Consider the following 17,839-nt stretch of genomic DNA (forward strand, 5'->3'; position numbering starts at 1 on the left):
GTTATAACTCTATATATAGCCAATCGGCATTTATAAACTTTTATAAATGTCGGTAGGTTATATCTCATTCAGGCATTTAAATAAGTACGGTGCCATGGCATTCAAATTGCCTTAAAACTTATGTGCCTTATTGTTACAGCTGTGCGTTCTATTAAGTAATTCTTCACCCGCGGGGAGCTGAACGCTATTCGCCATGAGCGCCATTGAATCCGCTTTTTTGAATCTGGCTTACCCTCCGCGGCTCGATCTGGGGCCGCAGCTCACTCACGAACAATTGCTCAGCTCGATGCAATCGACTATGGCGCGCCACAAGGGTGGGCCAGTATGGCTGTTTGCGTATGGTTCGCTGATCTGGCGCCCTGAATGCACGGCGGTTGAGCGGGTTCGCGGCCGGGTGCATGGCTATCATCGCGGGTTGTACCTGTGGTCCCACGAACATCGCGGCACACCGGAAATGCCCGGCCTGGTGTTTGGCCTGGATCGCGGCGGTTCTTGCAGCGGTTTCGCCTATCGCTTGCCCGAAGAGCAACTCGAAGCCTCGCTCTACGCACTTTGGCAGCGCGAGATGCCTTTCCCTTCCTACCGCCCGCACTGGCTAAACTGCCGTCTCGAAGATGGCAGCCAGGTTCAGGCATTGGGATTCGTTCTGGAACGGCACCTGCCCAGCTATGCCGGCAACTTGCCGGACCATGTGCTGAGCCATGTGTTCGAAAACGCCTGCGGGCGCTACGGCACCACTCGCGATTATGTCGAGCAGACCGCGCACGCCCTGCGCAGCCACGCCATGCCAGACCGGAATCTGGAGGCGCGGCTCAAGCGTTGTAAATCAACGGCCGTTCAAGCGAGTGCTTCGCGGCCCTGACTGGCGATTTGTTTGTGCCGTAGTGTCGGGGCCAGGAAGGCCATCGCCAGCAGGCAGGCGCCGACCAGCAACACGAAACCGCCGTCCCAACCGAAATGGTCCACGGTGTAGCCCATCGCTGCACTGGCCGCGACCGAACCGCCCAAGTAACCGAACAGACCGGTAAAGCCCGCCGCCGTACCGGCAGCTTTCTTCGGTGCCAGTTCCAGCGCCTGCAAGCCGATCAGCATCACCGGGCCGTAGATCAGGAAGCCAATGGAAAGCAGCGCGATCATGTCGACCATCGGATTGCCGGCCGGGTTGAGCCAGTAAACCAGCGTCGCAACCGTCACCAATGCCATGAACACCATGCCGGTCAGGCCACGGTTGCCACGGAAGATCTTGTCCGACATCCAGCCGCACAGCAGCGTGCCCGGGATACCTGCCCACTCGTAGAAGAAGTACGCCCACGAGGTTTTATCCACAGTGAAACCCTTGGCTTCCTTGAGGTAGGTCGGCGCCCAGTCCAGCACGCCGTAGCGCAGCAGATAGACAAAGACGTTGGCCAGGGCGATGTACCAGAGCATTTTGTTGCGCAGCACGTATTTGACGAAGATTTCCTTGGCGCTGAATTCCTCTTCGTGGCTGGCGTCGTAGCCTTCCGGGTAGTCGTTCTTGTATTGCTCGATCGGCGGCAGGCCAACCGATTGCGGGGTATCGCGCATGGTTACAAAGGCAAACACCGCTACCGCCAGCGCCACGGCTGCCGGCACATAGAACGCGGCGTGCCAGTCATTGAACAGGCCCATGCCGATCAGGAACAACGGACCAATCAGGCCACCGCCGACGTTGTGTGCCACGTTCCACACGGACACCACGCCGCCACGTTCCTTCTGCGACCACCAGTGCACCATGGTCCGGCCACTCGGCGGCCAACCCATGCCCTGCGCCCAGCCATTGATGAACAGCAGGATGAACATCATGGTCACGCTGGACGTCGCCCAGGGCGCGAAACCGAAAATGAACATCACCCCAGCCGACACCAGAAGGCCGAACGGCAGGAAGAAACGCGGGTTGGAACGGTCGGACACCAAGCCCATCAGAAACTTCGACAGACCGTAGGCAATCGCGATGGCGGACATCGCCAGGCCCAACTGACCACGGGAGTAGCCCTCGTCGATCAGGTACGGCATGGCCAGGGAGAAGTTCTTTCGCAGCAGGTAGTAACCGGCATAGCCAATGAAGATGCCGGCGAAAATCTGCCAGCGAAGGCGTCGGTAGGTGCTGTCTATTTTTTCTTCAGGCAATGGAGCCTGATGTGCGGCAGGACGAAAGAAAGCAAACATTCAAGAGCTCCAAATTTCTTGTTTTGACTGCGGATACGAATGTTACAGTTTCGTTACCGAAAATAGCACTGGTTCTCATCGGCAAAACAGCGGAAATGTTGGATATCGCGCGTTCCTTTATGAGCGTGTCGCTCAGATGTAAGCGAGGGGCGTTGTAGGAAGCGTTACCTGTTTAGTTGGCAGGCGCGTGGTGTACCTGAAATAGGGCAGGCCTTTAGGAAAGGTCCTTCGTTTAAAGCAGAAGTCATGGCGTTATGCCGAATGCCCTGGCGCTTTAACCTTTGTACTGTTGCCAGGTCTGGCGTTGCAGGCGAAGGGAGAGGGACATGCGGTGGTGGGTATGTGTGCTTTTGTTGGTGGCGTCCATGGATGTCAGGGCCGGGGAGGTGTTCCTGATACCCGAGCATAATCCGAAGCCGGTTTATCCGGTGGCGCTGCATCGGGCGGGTGTCACCGGCATGGTGCGTGTCAGCATGACTGTGAAGGCCGATGGATCAGTCAGTAATGCCGTGATTGCGCAAAGTGCACATCCCGAACTCGAAGAGGCATCATTGGCTGCAGTCAACCAATGGCGATTCAAGCCGTGGACAATTACCGAGGATCAACCTGCGCAAATCATCGTGGTCGCACCCATGGAATACAGGCTGGACAGAGAACATCCCTTCCACGTCAACAAGGAATTGGAGCGGCTGAAATGCAGTGCTATCGCACGGGCATCGCGGAACATCGCCGATTCCTCGTGGGTGGACCTGCCGGTTTTCAGCTGGACCCGCAGTTACCTGACGCACTCCCTTTCACCGACGCAATTGCCGGAGGAGAAGCGTCTGGCGCTGATTGCCAAGCTCAATAAAAGCGTCCCATCAATAGTCAGGCGCTGTAATACCTATCCCGCGGGCCGATACGTACGGTTTCTTCCAGAAGAGATAAGAGTGCTGTTATGACAAAAAAGCGCGGCAGCGTGACCGCGCTTTTATTGCAGATAGTGATTCAGCGAACCTGCACCACCACTTTCCCGACCGCTTTACGCTGGCCAAGATCATTGATGGCTTGGGCTGAATTGCTCAGCGGATAAACCTGCGACACCAGGGGCTTCAATTTGCCTTCGGCAAACCAGCTAAACAACTGCTGGAAGTTCGCCGCATTGTCTTGTGGCTGGCGTTGGGCGAACGAGCCCCAGAACACGCCGAGCACTGCCGCGCCCTTGAGCAGGGCCAGGTTGACCGGCAGCTCGGGAATGCGCCCGCTGGCGAAGCCGACCACCAGCAGGCGGCCGTTCCAGGCAATGGCGCGGATCGCCTGGTCGAACAGGTCGCCGCCCACCGGGTCGTAGATCACGTCGGCACCCTGGCCGTCGGTCAGGCGTTTGATTTCGTCCTTCAGGCTGGTTTCGCTGTAGTTGATCAGTTCGTCGGCGCCGGCGGCCTTGGCCACGGCGAGTTTCTCTGCGCTGCTGGCCGCGGCGATCACCCGGGCGCCCATGGCTTTGCCGATTTCCACCGCCGCCAGGCCGACACCGCCGGAGGCGCCAAGTACCAGCAGGGTTTCGCCCGGTTGCAGGTTGCCGCGCTGCTTGAGGGCGTGCATCGAGGTGCCGTAGGTCATGCTGAAGGCGGCGGCAGTGTTGAAGTCCATCGATGGCGGGATCGGCAGCGCGTTGTAGCCCGGCACGGCAACCTGCTCGGCAAAGCTGCCCCAGCCGGTCAGGGCCATGACCCGGTCACCGACTTTCAGGTGGCTGACTTTTTCACCCACTGCGCTGACCACGCCGGCCGCTTCACCACCCGGTGAAAACGGGAAGGGCGGCTTGAACTGGTATTTGCCCTCGATGATCAACGTGTCGGGGAAGTTCACCCCGGCGGCGTGCACGTCCAGCAGGATTTCGTTCTTCTTCGCGACAGGACTGGCGACGTCTTCCAGCACCAGCGATTCGGCAGGGCCGAAGGCTTTGCACAGCACGGCTTTCATCAGGGCTATTCCTTTGGGAGTGATGGCCGATAAGTGTAGGTGTATGGGTCGGCGGGTCAACGAGCATGCCCGGCCCTGATAGTCAGCCATAAGCTTGTGCTTGCGCGGCGGGTCGTTATGCTAGGCCGCAAACCGGATAAGGAGCGAATTTTGAAAGCGTGGATCATGTTGATGCTGGCCCTGTCCCTGCCTGTGGCAGCGGTGGCCGAAGAAGCCAAAGAAGATGCTGCTCCGAAGGTCAGCTACATCACCCTGAGCCCGCCGTTCGTGGGTAACTACGGGCTGGACGGCACGCCGAAACTCAAGGTCTACAAGGCCGACGTGGCGTTGCGGGTGACCGGTGACGAGGCCGCCAAGGCGGTGAAGGCCAATGAGCCGTTGATCCGCAATCAATTGGTCGCGCTGTTCGCCCAGCAGACCACCGAGACGATGAACAATGTCGAGGCCAAGGAAAAGCTGCGTCAGGAAGCGTTGAAGCAGACCCAGCAGGTGATGAACGACGAAACCGGCAAGCCGGTGGTTGAGGATCTGTTGTTTAACAACTTGATCATTCAGTAAGACTTCTATTGCTTGATTTGACGTCATCGCGAGCTTGCTCGCGATGAGGCCTGTCCAGGCGATAAATGGCTCAGGGCTTTAAAGCAATCACCGCCGCCCACTGCTCCGCCGTCACTGGCATCACCGACAACCGCGAGCCTTTCTGCACCAGCGGCAACTCGGCCAGCGCCGTCTGCTGCTTCAGATAATCCAGTTTCAGCACCCGGGCAAACGACTCGACATGCGCGACATCGATCGCGCTCCAGGCGTTTTTGTCCGTAGTTGCCTTGGGGTCGTAGTAATGACTTTCCGGTTCTAGCGCCGTCGGGTCCGGGTACGCGGCTTCGACAATCCTGCCAATTCCGGCGATGCCCGGTTCAGGGCAGCTGGAGTGATAGAAAAAGAACTCATCCCCCACCGCCATGGCCCGCAGGAAATTGCGTGCCTGATAGTTGCGAACCCCATCCCAGCGCGCTTTGCCGAGCTTTTCCAGCCCTTTGATCGAGAGTTCGTCGGGCTCGGATTTCATCAGCCAATAGGCCATGTCTTTTGCTCCTTGCGTGGTGATTGAGCAGCTTGTCGGCGATTTTATGACAAACCGACAGTCGGTTGACGTCAGCATTTGCGCAGCGGTTCACGTTGCCGCAAAATGCCGGCCTTTAGAGCTTGACGCTGCTGCACGGCCTACAAACGGAAACCGCTGCTGTCATCGTGTTGATGTGCCTTTGGGGGGCAATCGATGAAACGCAAACCGGATTTACTATGGATTTTGGTCATTTTGTTTGGCCTTGGTGTCGTGACCACTGGCTATGCCCAAAGCCTGTGGGCCAACAAGACCGATGCACCGGTCGAGCTCGCCCAACTGCAGCAACAGTCGACCGCCTTCAAGCGCTGATCCTGTTGCCTCGGCGCCGCTGATCGAAGTGGCGTCTAGCCTGCGTAATACCAGGCCTTGTCCGTCACCGTTCCTTGCAGCGGCACATCCCAGCTCGCTTGAGCCAATCGCTCCACCTTCTGACATTCATGGGCCAGCCCCAACAGCGTCGGCTTGCGCCAGTCATTTCGTCGCGCCAGGTAGGCCAGGCTCCGATCGTAGAAGCCACCGCCCATCCCCAGGCGTCCGCCTACATCGTCAAAACCCACCAATGGCAACAGCACCAGATCCAGCGCCCAGATCTTGCGCTGCCGGGCGAGGTTGGCCCGTGGTTCGAGAATGCGGAAGCGGTTGGGTTTGAGTTTTTCCCCGGGACGGATGCGCTGGAACACCATTTTGGTTCGCGGCCAGGCGCTCAGCACCGGTAGATAGGTGGCTTTGCCCCGGCGCTGTGCGGCGCGCAGCAACAGGCGCGGATCGATTTCACCGTCGGTGGGCAGGTAGAGCGAGATGTGTCTGGCGCGGCGGAACAGCGGTTGCTGGGCCAATTGCTTGTACAGCCCGCGAGCGGCCTGGCGCTGCTGACTGGGAGTCAGTGCGCGGCGGGCCTTGCGCAGCATGCGTCGAAGTTGCGGGCGGGGGAGCAGCGCAGGTTCGGTCATGTATTCGGGCTTCAACAATGCGGATACGTGAAGCGTACCCGTAAAAACGCCAATGCCGGTATCAAAACCGGCATTGGACTGAAATCAGGCTCCCCGAATGTGCCGCTGTCAACTTAGCCCTTGAACCCGAAAGTTCAAGGTGGAAGATGCAGTAGGCTTTAAGGCTTTCCGTCTAGCGGACATGCACACCAGCCCAACGTGCAACCTCCAGGGTATAGCAAATCGGCTCAGGGACATCGCCAACTGGCAAGCACCCCAGGGAGTGAGGGGATTATACCGCAAGCGGCGACGCGAATCAGCCTTTGGTGACGTCCGGATCGGTGGCGAGTGCCAGATCGACGCGATCGAGCAGGTCACGCACCTGTTCGCGGGTCGATCCGCTGGCCTGGATATCCGGGCGTTCTTCCTTGTGCAGCAGGTCGTGGGTGATGTTCAGCGCGGCCATCACGGCGATACGGTCGGCGCCGATGACTTTGCCGCTGCTGCGGATCTCGCGCATCTTGCCGTCCAGATAACGGGCGGCGCTGACCAGATTACTGCGCTCTTCCTGAGGGCAGATGATCGAATACTCTTTGTCGAGGATCTGCACGGTGACGCTATTGCTTGAACTCATGAGTCTTGCTCCAGGGCCTTGAGGCGCGAAATCATCGATTCGACCTTACGCCGGGCGATTTCGTTTTTTTCAATGAGGTGCGCGCGTTCCTCGCGCCAGGTCTTTTCCTGAGCTAGTAAGAGTCCGTTTTGACTCTTAAGTTGCTCGACTCGGGTAATCAGCAGCTCGAGTCTGGCCATCAGCGCTTGCAGGTCGGTGTCTTCCATTGTCTTCACTGTCTGATGGGTGTTGGACTGTAGGAGCGAACTTGCTCGCGATGAACCTGAGAACGCCGCGGGGTGTCAGGTACCCAGCGTTATCGTTGACGACCATCGCGAGCAAGCTCGCTCCTACAGGGGTAGTCGATGTAGGATACAAGGCCTTCATTCTAGACATAGCGCCGTCTGGCGCCTAGCTGCCCATGACCATTCAGAATTCCCCGTACCAAGCCTTCGCCACCCTGCTGACTTCCAGCGGTCACAACGTCTCGCCTGCTGAACTGCACGGCCTGTTGCTCGGCCGCAGCTGCGCCGGCGCCGGTTTCGACGCCGAAGGCTGGCTGATCGACGCCGCCGAACTGCTCGAAAGCGAGCCGCAGGACAACGTTCGCAACGCCCTGATCGGCCTGCAAGCGATGGTAAAAGGCGAGCTCACCGGCGATGACGTGACCGTCGTTCTGCTGTTGCCCACCGACGACGCTCCGCTCACCGAGCGTGCCGCTGCACTGGGCGAGTGGTGCCAGGGCTTCCTCAGTGGCTTTGGCTTGAACTGCCGTGACAGCAGCGCCCTGAGCACCGAGGCAACCGAGGTGCTGCAGGATCTGGCGGCCATTTCCCAGGTGCAAGATGCCCTGGAAGAGTCCGACGACGGCGAAAACGACTATATGGAAGTCATGGAGTACCTGCGCGTCGCACCGCTGCTGCTGTTCTCCGAGACCAAAAAAGACGTGCCGGCCGCCGCCAAACCGTCTTTGCACTAATCGTAAGACAGGGAAAACCATCTGCCCATGATCCACATCCCGAAATCGGAATACAGCCGTCGCCGCAAGGCCCTGATGGCGCAGATGGAACCCAACAGCATCGCCATCCTGCCCGCCGCCGCGGTGGCCATTCGTAACCGCGACGTCGAGCACGTCTACCGCCAGGACAGCGACTTCCAGTACCTCAGCGGTTTTCCCGAGCCTCAGGCCGTACTGGTGCTGATGCCGGGGCGCGTACATGGCGAATACATCCTGTTCTGCCGCGAACGCAACGCCGAGCGCGAGCTGTGGGATGGCCTGCGTGCCGGGCAGGAAGGCGCGATTCGCGACTTCGGCGCCGACGACGCCTTTCCGATCACCGATATCGACGACATCCTGCCGGGCCTGATCGAAGGCCGTGACCGGGTGTATTCGGCCATGGGCAGCAACCCCGAATTCGACCGCCACCTGATGGAGTGGATCAACGTGATCCGCTCCAAGGCCAACCTCGGTGCCCAGCCGCCGAACGAATTCGTTGCCCTGGATCATCAGCTGCATGACATGCGCCTGTATAAATCGGCGGCAGAAGTGAAAGTGATGCGCGAGGCGGCGCGGATTTCCGCCCAGGCGCACGTACGGGCAATGCAGGCCTGTCGCTCCGGATTGCACGAATTCAGCCTGGAAGCCGAGCTCGATTACGAATTCCGAAAGGGCGGGGCGAAGATGCCGGCCTACGGGTCGATCGTCGCGGCGGGGCGCAACAGCTGCATCCTGCATTACCAGCAGAATGACGCGCTGCTCAAGGACGGGGATCTGGTGCTGATCGACGCCGGTTGCGAGATCGACTGCTACGCCAGCGACATCACCCGGACCTTTCCGGTCAGCGGCAAGTATTCAGCGGAACAGAAAGCGATTTACGAATTGGTGCTGGCCTCCCAGGAAGCCGCCTTTGCTGAAATCGCCCCGAACAAGCACTGGAATCAGGCGCACGAGGCCACGGTCCGGGTCATCACGGCCGGGCTGGTCAAGCTGGGTCTGCTGCGGGGCGACGTTGACGAACTGATCGCCAGCGAAGCCTACAAGGCGTTTTACATGCACCGCGCCGGCCATTGGCTGGGCATGGATGTGCATGACGTCGGCGAATACAAGGTCGGCGGCGAGTGGCGCGTGCTGGAAGTCGGCATGGCGTTGACCGTGGAGCCGGGGATCTATATCGCCCCGGACAACCAGAATGTTGCGAAGAAATGGCGCGGCATTGGCGTGCGCATCGAGGACGACGTAGTGGTCACCAAAACCGGCTGTGAAATATTGACGAACGGCGTGCCGAAAACCGTCGCCGAAATCGAGGCCCTGATGGCCGCGGCGCGGACACAGGCAGCATGAGTCGAGTCAACCTGGCTATCATCGGTGGCGGGCTGGTCGGTGCAAGCCTGGCACTGGCGCTTCAGGCCGGCGCCAAGGCCCGAGGCTGGAAGATCGTGTTGATCGAGCCGTTCGCCCCTGGCGACAGCTATCAACCGAGTTACGATGCCCGTTCCTCGGCGTTGTCCTTCGGTTCGCGACAAGTCTATCAACGGCTGGGCGTCTGGCAGGAAGTCTCTCGCCGCGCCGAGCCGATCAAGCAGATTCATGTTTCCGACCGTGGTCGGTTCTCGACGGCGCGGTTGTCGGCGATGGAAGAGGGGGTTCCAGCGCTGGGTTATGTCGTTGAAAACGCCTGGCTCGGCCAATGCCTGTGGCAAGGCCTGGACAAGGACGTGATCAGTTGGCGCTGCCCGGCGGAAGTCACCCGCATGGAGCCGCTGACCGACGGCTACCGCCTGACCCTGAACGATGAAACCACCCTGGAGTGCGACCTCGCGGTGCTCGCCGATGGCGGACGCTCCGGTTTGCGCGAGCAACTGGGGATCGGCATCCGCAAGCGTCCGTACAACCAGAGCGCGCTGATCGCCAACATCACCCCGAGCGAAGCGCACAACGGCATGGCCTTTGAACGTTTCACCGACGAAGGCCCGATGGCGTTGCTGCCGCTTCCGGATAATCGCTGCGCACTGGTCTGGACCCGCCTGGGCATGGACGCGCAACGCCTGGCGGCCCTCGATGAGCGCAGCTTCCTCAGCGAGTTGCAGGGTGTGTTCGGTTATCGCCTCGGTACCTTGAAGCAGGTGGGTGCGCGGCATCTGTATCCGCTGACGCTGGTCGAGGCCGAAGAGCAGGTGCGCCCGCATCTGGCGATTCTCGGCAACGCGGCGCACAGCCTGCATCCGATTGCCGGCCAGGGGTTCAACCTGTCCCTGCGCGATGCCCAGGCCCTGGCCGATGCCTTGCTCGCCAGCGAAAAACCATTGGGCGACTTCGCCACGTTGCAGGCCTATCGCGAACGCCAGCGTCTCGATCAGGACCTCACCGTGGGTTTCTCCGATCAGGTCACGCGCCTGTTCGGCAGCACCCAGCCGCTGGTGTCCCTGGGGCGCAACATCGGCCTGCTCGGCCTCGATCTGCTGCCACCGGCCAAACGCTGGTTTGCCCGGCAGGCGATGGGTCTGGGTACGCGCCCGGATGCGTGACTGGCTGATCCGCCGATTCGGCAAGGCGCGATTGATAAAAATACCTGCCTTGCAGGTTCGACATTCATGACGGCTCCTGCCACCTGGTGGCGCGGGTCGGGAAAACCCTTTACGTGCGGCTCAGGCCGCAAGAGAGACAGGCTTAAAGCATGGAAATGCGCGCAGATCTGCTGATTGTCGGGGCCGGAATGGTTGGCAGCGCCCTGGCGCTGGCGTTGCAGGACAGCGGGCTGGAAGTCCTGCTGCTGGACGGCAGCCCCATGAGCGTCAAACCGTTCAACGCTCAGGCTGCGTTTGAACCGCGGGTGAGCGCCTTGTCGGCCGCCAGCCAGCGGATTCTCGAGCGCCTGGGCGTGTGGGGCGGCATCGCCGGGCGGCGCAGCAGCCCCTACACTGATATGCAGGTCTGGGATGGCAGCGGCACCGGGCAAATCCACTTCTCGGCGGCCAGTGTGCATGCCGAGGTGCTGGGGCATATCGTCGAGAACCGCGTGGTTCAGGATGCCTTGCTCGAGCGCCTGCACGATTGCGACCTGGGGCTGCTGGCCAATGCTCGCCTGGAGCAGATGCGCCGCTCCGGTGATGACTGGCTGCTGACCCTGGCCGACGGCCGCACCCTGCGCGCGCCGCTGGTGATCGCGGCGGATGGCGCCAACTCGGCGGTGCGACGCCTGGCCGGTGTGGCGACCCGCGAATGGGATTATCTGCACCATGCCATCGTCACCAGCGTGCGTTGCGCCAAGCCGCATCAGATGACGGCCTGGCAACGCTTCACCGATAACGGTCCGTTGGCGTTTCTGCCCCTTGAGCGGGATGGCCAACAGGATTGGTGTTCGATCGTCTGGTCGACCACACCCGGCGAAGCCGAACGCCTGATGGCGATGGATGAACAAGGTTTCTGCAAGGAGCTGGAGCGGGCCTTTGAAGGTCGACTCGGCGAGGTACTTAGCGCCGACCCGCGCCTGTGTGTGCCTCTGCGCCAGCGGCATGCCAAGCGTTATGTGGCTGAAGGCCTGGCATTGATCGGCGATGCGGCCCACACCATTCACCCGTTGGCCGGGCAAGGGGTGAATCTCGGATTCCTCGATGCCGCCGTGCTGGGCGAAGTGTTGCTGCAAGCGGCAACACGTGGCGAACGCCTGGCGGATGTGAAAGTCCTCAGCCGTTACGAGCGTCGACGCATGCCCCACAACCTGGCGCTGATGGCGGCGATGGAAGGCTTCGAGCGCTTGTTCCAGGCCGATCCGCTGCCTGTGCGCTGGTTACGTAATACCGGGTTGAAACTGGTTGAGAAGATGCCCGAGGCCAAGGCGTTGTTCGTGCGTGAAGCGCTGGGGTTGACCGGGGATTTACCGGCGCTCGCCAAACCCTGAAGTGAGCATGGCCCTGTGGCGAGGGGGCTTGCCCCCGTTCGAGCGCGAAGTGGTCGCAGACCGGATTGCAGGATTTATCTGGATAAATGCCAGGACTGCTTCGCAGTCCAACGGGGCGATGCGGCGTTCCGACAAGCCCCCTCGCCACAATGGTCAGCCAAACTGCCTGTGCAACATCCGGTAACTCCTCTACGGCCAGCTTCGATTGAGAAGCTAAATGTGAGTCCTTATCATTTGCCCTCATTTTTCAATCGAGAGACCGCTCCCATGTTGGCACCGAAGCGTCTACTGACTGCACTGGCCTTGACCCTGATCGGCAGCACCGCCGCCCAGGCCGCTGACGAGGTGGTGGTCTACTCCTCGCGAATCGACGAGCTGATCAAGCCAGTCTTCGATGCCTACACCGCCAAGACCGGCGTGAAGGTGAAGTTCATCACCGACAAGGAAGCGCCGCTGATGCAGCGGCTCAAGGCCGAAGGCGCGAATACGCCGGCCGACCTGCTGCTGACCGTCGATGCCGGCAACCTCTGGCAAGCCGAGCAGATGGGCATCCTCCAGCCGTTCACCTCGAAAACCGTCGACGCCAACATTCCGCTGCAATACCGGGCCGCCTCCCATGCCTGGACCGGCCTGAGCCTGCGGGCGCGGACCATTGCCTACTCCACTGACCGGGTGAAGCCGGGTGAACTGACCACCTACGAAGCGCTGGCCGACAAGCAATGGGAAGGCCGCCTGTGCCTGCGCACGGCGAAGAAGGTCTACAACCAGTCCCTGACCGCGACCATGATCGAAGTGCACGGCGCCGAGAAGACCGAGGAAATCCTCAAGGGCTGGGTCAAGAACCTGTCCACTGACGTGTTCTCCGACGACACCGCCGTGCTGGAAGCGATCAACGCCGGCCAGTGCGACGTCGGTATCGTCAACACCTACTACTACGGCCGCCTGCACAAGCAGAAGCCAGACCTGCCGGTGAAACTGTTCTGGCCGAACCAGGCTGACCGTGGCGTACACATCAACCTGTCGGGTATCGGCCTGACACAGCACGCGCCGCACCCGGAAGCGGCCAAGGCCTTGGTGGAGTGGATGACCACCCCTGAAGCGCAGAAAATCTTTGCCGACGTGAACCAGGAGTTCCCGGCGAACCCTGCCGTGCAGCCATCGGCTGAAGTCGCCGCATGGGGCAAGTTCATCGCTGACACCTTGCCTGTGGAAATCGCCGGCAAGCGCCAGGCCGAGGCGATTCGCCTGATGGACAAGGCTGGCTGGAACTGAGGCATCTTACACTTCAGGACGCTAACCTGTGGCGAGGGGGCTTGCCCCCGTTCGAGCGCGCAGCGGTCGTAAAATTGCCAGACGTGTCTTGCCTGAAGTGGTGAAGTCGTTAATTTCAGGACTGCTTCGCAGCCCAACGGGGGCAAGCCCCCTCGCCACAGAATGAAGCCTGCCGATGTACCATGGCAGGCTTCGTCATTTCAGAGAGCTTTTCCTTGGCCCATCCCGCCCAACGCCGCTGGTATCCAGTCGTCTTCGCCATCGCTGCGCTGGTCCTGTTGCCCCTGAGTGTCCTGCTGTTTTCCTGGCAAACCATCGATCAACAGATCTGGTCCCATCTCTGGGACACACAGATGCCGCGTTTGCTGGGCAATACCCTGACCCTGGTGCTAGGCGTCGGTGTCGGCGTGACAGTCCTGGGGGTCAGCCTCGCCTGGCTCACCAGCCTTTGCGAATTCCCCGGCCGGCGCTGGCTGGACTGGGCGCTGATGCTGCCTTTCGCGATCCCGGCCTATGTGCTGGCCTTCGTCTTCGTCGGCCTGCTGGATTTCGCCGGACCCGTGCAGACCCTGCTGCGGGAGTGGTTTGGCAGTGGTCTGCGGCTGCCGCGCGTGCGTTCCACGGGCGGTGTGATTGTGGTGCTGGTGCTGGTTTTCTATCCCTATGTCTATCTGCTGGCGCGCACCGCCTTCCTCGCCCAAGGCAAAGGCCTGATGGAAGCGGCGCGGGTCCTTGGCCAATCGCCCTGGCAAGCGTTCTGGCGGGTGGCGTTGCCCATGGCGCGACCAGCCATCGGCGCGGGCGTGGCATTGGCACTGATGGAAACCCTGGCGGACTTCGGCGCTGTGTCGGTGTTCAACTTCGATACCTTCACCACGGCCATCTACAAGACCTGGTACGGTTTTTTCAGCCTGTCGTCCGCCGCGCAACTGGCCAGCCTGTTGCTGCTGGTGGTGATGCTGGTGCTCTACGGCGAACGGCGTGCCCGCGGAGCCAACCGGGCGAGCAACGAGCGACCACGGGTCAAGGCGCTGTATCACCTGCGAGGCGTCAAGGCACTGGCGGCCATGACGTGGTGCGGCCTGGTGTTCGCCTGCGCCTTCGTTATCCCGATGCTGCAATTAGCGGTGTGGTTCTGGCTGCGCGGGCGCTTCGATCTCGACGAGCGCTACACCGGGTTGATCGTCCATACCTTGTACCTGGGGGCGATGGCGGCGTTGATCACCGTCAGCGTCGCCTTGTTACTGGCGTTTGCCCGACGACTGGCACCCACCCGGGTCATTCGTTCCGGGATCAGTCTGGCCAACCTGGGTTATGCCTTGCCCGGTTCGGTGCTGGCGGTGTCGATCATGCTGGCGTTCAGTTACCTGGATCGCGAACTGGTGATCCCGCTATCGAGCTGGCTCGGTGGCGCGGGCAAGCCGCTGCTGCTGGGCAGTCTGTCGGCGTTGTTGCTGGCCTATCTGGTGCGCTTCATTGCGGTGGCCTACGGGCCACTGGAAAGCAGCCTGGCGCGTATACGGCCATCTTTGCCCGAAGCGGCACGTAGCCTTGGCGTCAGTGGGCCACGACTGTTTTTCAAAGTGTATCTACCATTATTGCTACCCGGCACGTTGAGCGCCGCGCTGCTGGTGTTCGTCGACGTGCTCAAGGAAATGCCCGCAACCCTGCTGATGCGCCCGTTTGGCTGGGACACGCTGGCGGTGCGAATCTTCGAAATGACCAGCGAAGGCGAATGGGCCCGGGCGTCTTTACCGGCATTGACCCTGGTGCTGGTCGGGCTGTTACCGGTCATTGGATTGATCCGGCGTTCGGCACATCGAAACAGCTAGGTGTCAGTCCTACACCTTGCGGCTACAATGCGCGGCATTCGGTGCGGTCCGTCTGACAGACCAGGTAGCTGAAATCGGCTGAAGGCCCTTTGTTTCAAGGCATTCAGTCCGTGCAGCACCTGCCCGCACCCTCGCCACGCCCGGAAGGAGAAACCCATGGGACAGCGTACGCCTCTGTATGACCTTCATCTCGCACTCGGCGCGAAGATGGTCGATTTTGGCGGTTGGGACATGCCTCTGCATTATGGATCGCAGGTCGAGGAGCACCATCAGGTGCGCCGCGATTGCGGTGTCTTCGATGTATCCCACATGACCGTAATCGATGTCGGCGGCGCCCAGGCCAAAGCCTGGCTCCGGCATTTGCTGGCCAATGATGTCGAACGCCTGCACAGCCCCGGCCGTGCGTTGTACAGCACCATGCTCAACGAGCAGGGCGGGATCGTCGACGACATGATCGTCTACCGTCTCGATGAGGGTTATCGCCTGGTGGTAAACGCCTCCACCCGCGATCAGGACATGGCCTGGATGCAAGCGCATCTCAACGGTTTCGACGTACAACTTCGCGAGCGTTCCGAGTTGGCGATGCTGGCCATCCAGGGCCCTCACGCCCGGCAGAAAATTGCCGAACTGGTCAGCCAGCCCCGCGGCAACCTGATCCAGCTCCTCAAGCCCTTCGAAGGCCTGTCCGATGGTGACTGGTTCATCGCGCGCACCGGTTATACCGGCGAAGACGGCCTGGAAATCATTCTGCCGGCCGATCAGGCGCCAGGCTTTTTCAACGATCTGGTCGGAGCCGGGATTTCTCCCATCGGCCTCGGCGCGCGGGATACCTTGCGGGTCGAAGCCGGCATGAACCTTTACGGTCAGGACATCCAGCAGGATATTTCACCCTTGGCCTCCAATATGGCCTGGAGCATTGCCTGGGAACCCGCCACCCGGCAGTTCATCGGGCGCAAGGCGCTGGAAGCCGAGCAGGCCGCCGGCGTACAGCACAAACTGGTCGGTCTGGTCCTTGAGGAGCGCGGTGTTTTGCGTGCTCATCAGGTGGTTCGTATCGCGGATGTTGGCGAAGGGGAGATCACCAGTGGTAGTTTCTCTCCTACGCTAAGCAAGTCGATTGCACTGGCGCGCGTGCCGATGGCAACAGCCGACCGCGCTGAAGTGGAAATCCGTGGCAAGTGGTACCCGGTCCGGGTGGTCAAACCGACCTTCGTACGCCACGGCAAAACCTTGATCTAATCTTTTTCAGTGGTTAACGACCGCTGACAATTTCCTGAGGACACAGAACATGAGCAATATCCCTGCCGACCTGCGTTTTGCCGAAAGTCACGAATGGGCACGTCTGGAAGCCGATGGCACCGTCACCGTGGGCATCAGCGATCACGCGCAGGAAGCGCTGGGTGACGTGGTGTTTGTCGAGCTGACTGAAGTCGGCAACGTGTTTGCTGCCGGTGATCAGTCGGGTGTCGTTGAATCGGTTAAAGCCGCTTCCGACATTTATGCACCGATCAGCGGTGAAGTGATTGCCGTCAATGAAGCGCTGAGCGGTGAGCCTGAGCTGCTCAACTCCGATCCGTACGGCGCGTGGATTTTCAAGCTCAAGCCAAGCAACACCGCCGAGCTGGAAAAACTGCTGGATGCCGCCGGCTACCAGGCTGCCATCGGCGAATAAGCCCGACGCAACATCCCAAAGCCCCGATCCGTCGGGGCTTTTTCATTTGCGGACTCAGGCGTCGCGCAAAACCGCTTTCACGGCCGCCACCGAACGCTCGACATCCGCTTTGCTCATCGCCGTGAACATCGGCAGCGAGACAATCAGCCGACCGACCCGCTCAGCGATCGGGAACATGCCTTCCTTGAAGCCGCGCTCGCGGTACAGGCTCAACAGGTGAATCGGCGGGTAGTGATAGCCGATCCCGACACCCAATGCCTGCATCTGCTCCATGAAAGTCGCCCGCGCCGGTTTGCCATCCTTGCGCTCCGGCAATACCAGCTGGAACAGATGCCAATTGCTTTGGGTGAAATCCGCCGGAGGCAGTTGCGCCCCGTACTGCGCTTCGAAATCCGCGCCAAAGCAGGCGAAATAGTGCCGGGCCAGGTCACGGCGATGAGCGGTGATGGTTTCGATATGAGCAAACTGCCCCAGGCCAATGGCTGCGGCGACGTCGGTCATGTTGAACTTGCCACCCAGCACGTCGACGTCCAGGCCGTCGAAGCCGTTGCGGGTAACGCCCTGCAGCCGGTATTTCTCCGCCAGTCGTACTTCTTCGGCCGTATTCAGCACCAGGCAACCGCCCTCGGAGGAGGTGACGTTTTTGTTCGCCTGGAAACTGAAGGACACGAAATCCCCTGTCGAGCCAATGCGCTGGCCGTTCCAGCTGGAGCCCAACGCCTGGGCTGCATCCTCCACGATCCGCAGGCTGTGCTTTTTCGCCAGGGTGTACAAACGTGTCATGTCCACCGGCAACCCGGCGAGGTACACCGGGATGATGGCTTTGGTGCGGGGGGTAATCGCCGCTTCCAGTTGATCGAGATCGATATTGCGGGTCACCGGGTCGATGTCGGCAAACACCGGGGTGGCGCCGACTTCCATGATGACGTTGGCGGTGGCCACCCAGGAAATCGGCGTGGTGATCACTTCATCGCCGGGCCCGACCCCGGCAATCCGCAAGGCGATTTCCATGGTGCAGGTGCCGGAATTGAAGGTGCGCACCGGGCGCCCGCCAAAATACTCCGAAAGCTGCGCTTCGAAGGCCTGGACCTTGGGGCCGCTGGTGATCCAGCCCGAGCGCAATACATCACCGACGGCGGCGATCGTGGCTTCATCGATGGTGGGTTTGGAAAACGGCAGGAAAGGCAGTTGGCTCATGAATACAGTCACCCGATCAGCGGACATTAAGTTGGCGCCGGACATGATGATCCGGATTGGTCGACCGCGCCACGTCATCCACGCGAAGATCGACTGCTATGCTGGTTTGACCGTGTTGCATCGACGCCGAGCGCCAGTCAAGAGAGAGCCC

At 60.7% G+C, this 17,839-nt stretch carries 19 protein-coding genes, 1 other RNA gene and 1 pseudogene; 13 read left to right on the forward strand and 8 right to left on the reverse strand.

What is annotated here, in order from left to right; translation table 11 throughout:
* Positions 1-193: 193 nt before the first annotated feature.
* A complete protein-coding gene (locus tag VC35_RS08050) occupies positions 194-862 on the forward strand; it encodes a gamma-glutamylcyclotransferase (protein WP_046039054.1) in 669 nt (222 codons plus the stop codon).
* On the opposite strand, the gene glpT is transcribed toward VC35_RS08050, so the two are convergent.
* A complete protein-coding gene (gene glpT / locus VC35_RS08055) occupies positions 838-2,187 on the reverse strand; it encodes a glycerol-3-phosphate transporter (protein ID WP_008048696.1) in 1,350 nt (449 codons plus the stop codon). The two genes, VC35_RS08050 and glpT, sit on opposite strands and share 25 nt — an antisense overlap.
* Before the next feature lie 326 nt (positions 2,188-2,513).
* Between glpT and VC35_RS08060 the strand changes: the two genes are divergently transcribed.
* Positions 2,514-3,128 carry an energy transducer TonB gene (locus VC35_RS08060; protein WP_046039056.1) on the forward strand — a complete coding sequence of 205 codons (615 nt, stop codon included), beginning with the start codon at positions 2,514-2,516 and terminating at the stop codon, positions 3,126-3,128.
* 46 nt (positions 3,129-3,174) lie between these two features.
* On the opposite strand, the gene VC35_RS08065 is transcribed toward VC35_RS08060, so the two are convergent.
* The gene (locus VC35_RS08065; protein WP_046039058.1) at positions 3,175-4,152 is read right to left on the reverse strand and encodes an NADPH:quinone oxidoreductase family protein; all 978 of its coding nucleotides are present in this window, start codon (positions 4,150-4,152) and stop codon (positions 3,175-3,177) included.
* A gap of 150 nt (positions 4,153-4,302) precedes the next feature.
* On the opposite strand from VC35_RS08065, the gene VC35_RS08070 reads away from it, so the two are divergent.
* Positions 4,303-4,710 (forward strand): flagellar basal body-associated protein FliL, encoded by a 408-nt coding sequence (locus VC35_RS08070; protein WP_032829534.1) that lies wholly within the window; start codon positions 4,303-4,305, stop codon positions 4,708-4,710.
* Positions 4,711-4,780: 70 nt separating this feature from the next.
* Here VC35_RS08070 and VC35_RS08075 read toward each other — a convergent pair whose 3' ends face one another.
* Positions 4,781-5,233 (reverse strand): EVE domain-containing protein, encoded by a 453-nt coding sequence (locus VC35_RS08075; protein WP_046039059.1) that lies wholly within the window; start codon positions 5,231-5,233, stop codon positions 4,781-4,783.
* A 195-nt stretch (positions 5,234-5,428) separates the two neighbouring features.
* Here VC35_RS08075 and VC35_RS29490 point away from each other — a divergent pair, with 195 nt between their 5' ends.
* The gene (locus VC35_RS29490; protein WP_007982896.1) at positions 5,429-5,584 is read left to right on the forward strand and encodes a hypothetical protein; all 156 of its coding nucleotides are present in this window, start codon (positions 5,429-5,431) and stop codon (positions 5,582-5,584) included.
* 35 nt (positions 5,585-5,619) lie between these two features.
* Here VC35_RS29490 and VC35_RS08080 read toward each other — a convergent pair whose 3' ends face one another.
* The 4 genes from VC35_RS08080 to VC35_RS08090 all read right to left on the reverse strand — a co-directional run bounded on the left by VC35_RS08080 (position 5,620) and on the right by VC35_RS08090 (position 7,044).
* Complete coding sequence (locus VC35_RS08080) at positions 5,620-6,225, reverse strand: 5-formyltetrahydrofolate cyclo-ligase (protein WP_046039060.1); 606 nt, start codon at positions 6,223-6,225, stop codon at positions 5,620-5,622.
* Between the two features lie 86 nt (positions 6,226-6,311).
* Positions 6,312-6,490: non-coding RNA, 6S RNA (ssrS, locus tag VC35_RS28745), on the reverse strand.
* A 30-nt stretch (positions 6,491-6,520) separates the two neighbouring features.
* Positions 6,521-6,838 (reverse strand): cell division protein ZapA, encoded by a 318-nt coding sequence (locus VC35_RS08085; protein WP_007982900.1) that lies wholly within the window; start codon positions 6,836-6,838, stop codon positions 6,521-6,523.
* Positions 6,835-7,044: a TIGR02449 family protein gene (locus tag VC35_RS08090; protein WP_007982902.1), complete on the reverse strand. Its 210-nt coding sequence runs from the start codon at positions 7,042-7,044 to the stop codon at positions 6,835-6,837. Before VC35_RS08090 ends, VC35_RS08085 begins: the two co-directional genes overlap by 4 nt.
* 194 nt (positions 7,045-7,238) lie before the next feature.
* On the opposite strand from VC35_RS08090, the gene VC35_RS08095 reads away from it, so the two are divergent.
* From VC35_RS08095 to gcvH, 9 genes and pseudogenes are all read left to right on the forward strand, one after another.
* Entirely contained in the window at positions 7,239-7,796 is a 558-nt protein-coding gene (locus VC35_RS08095) for a YecA/YgfB family protein (protein WP_046039061.1), read from the forward strand.
* Positions 7,797-7,823: 27 nt separating this feature from the next.
* The gene (gene pepP / locus VC35_RS08100; RefSeq protein WP_046039063.1) at positions 7,824-9,158 is read left to right on the forward strand and encodes a Xaa-Pro aminopeptidase; all 1,335 of its coding nucleotides are present in this window, start codon (positions 7,824-7,826) and stop codon (positions 9,156-9,158) included.
* Positions 9,155-10,342, forward strand: coding sequence for a 2-octaprenyl-6-methoxyphenyl hydroxylase (gene ubiH / locus VC35_RS08105; RefSeq protein ID WP_046039065.1), 1,188 nt, complete (start codon positions 9,155-9,157; stop codon positions 10,340-10,342). Before pepP ends, ubiH begins: the two co-directional genes overlap by 4 nt.
* A 38-nt stretch (positions 10,343-10,380) precedes the next feature.
* A pseudogene (locus tag VC35_RS29940) lies at positions 10,381-10,488 on the forward strand (tetrameric acyl-CoA thioesterase); the annotation flags it as partial.
* A 9-nt stretch (positions 10,489-10,497) separates the two neighbouring features.
* Positions 10,498-11,715, forward strand: coding sequence for a 2-octaprenyl-3-methyl-6-methoxy-1,4-benzoquinol hydroxylase (locus VC35_RS08110; RefSeq protein WP_185754761.1), 1,218 nt, complete (start codon positions 10,498-10,500; stop codon positions 11,713-11,715).
* Between the two features lie 267 nt (positions 11,716-11,982).
* On the forward strand, positions 11,983-12,987 hold the full coding sequence (locus VC35_RS08115; protein WP_046039067.1) for an extracellular solute-binding protein: 1,005 nt from the start codon (positions 11,983-11,985) through the stop codon (positions 12,985-12,987).
* A 215-nt stretch (positions 12,988-13,202) separates the two neighbouring features.
* Positions 13,203-14,819, forward strand: coding sequence for an ABC transporter permease (locus tag VC35_RS08120; protein WP_046039541.1), 1,617 nt, complete (start codon positions 13,203-13,205; stop codon positions 14,817-14,819).
* Positions 14,820-14,975: 156 nt separating this feature from the next.
* Entirely contained in the window at positions 14,976-16,058 is a 1,083-nt protein-coding gene (gcvT, locus tag VC35_RS08125) for a glycine cleavage system aminomethyltransferase GcvT (RefSeq protein WP_046039069.1), read from the forward strand.
* Between the two features lie 49 nt (positions 16,059-16,107).
* Positions 16,108-16,491: a glycine cleavage system protein GcvH gene (gene gcvH / locus VC35_RS08130; RefSeq protein ID WP_046039071.1), complete on the forward strand. Its 384-nt coding sequence runs from the start codon at positions 16,108-16,110 to the stop codon at positions 16,489-16,491.
* A gap of 54 nt (positions 16,492-16,545) precedes the next feature.
* Here gcvH and VC35_RS08135 read toward each other — a convergent pair whose 3' ends face one another.
* A complete protein-coding gene (locus VC35_RS08135) occupies positions 16,546-17,688 on the reverse strand; it encodes a DegT/DnrJ/EryC1/StrS family aminotransferase (protein ID WP_046039542.1) in 1,143 nt (380 codons plus the stop codon).
* Positions 17,689-17,839 lie beyond the last annotated feature (151 nt).

This window comes from Pseudomonas fluorescens (genome assembly GCF_000967965.1).
Taxonomy (GTDB): Bacteria; Pseudomonadota; Gammaproteobacteria; order Pseudomonadales; family Pseudomonadaceae; genus Aquipseudomonas; species Aquipseudomonas grandcourensis.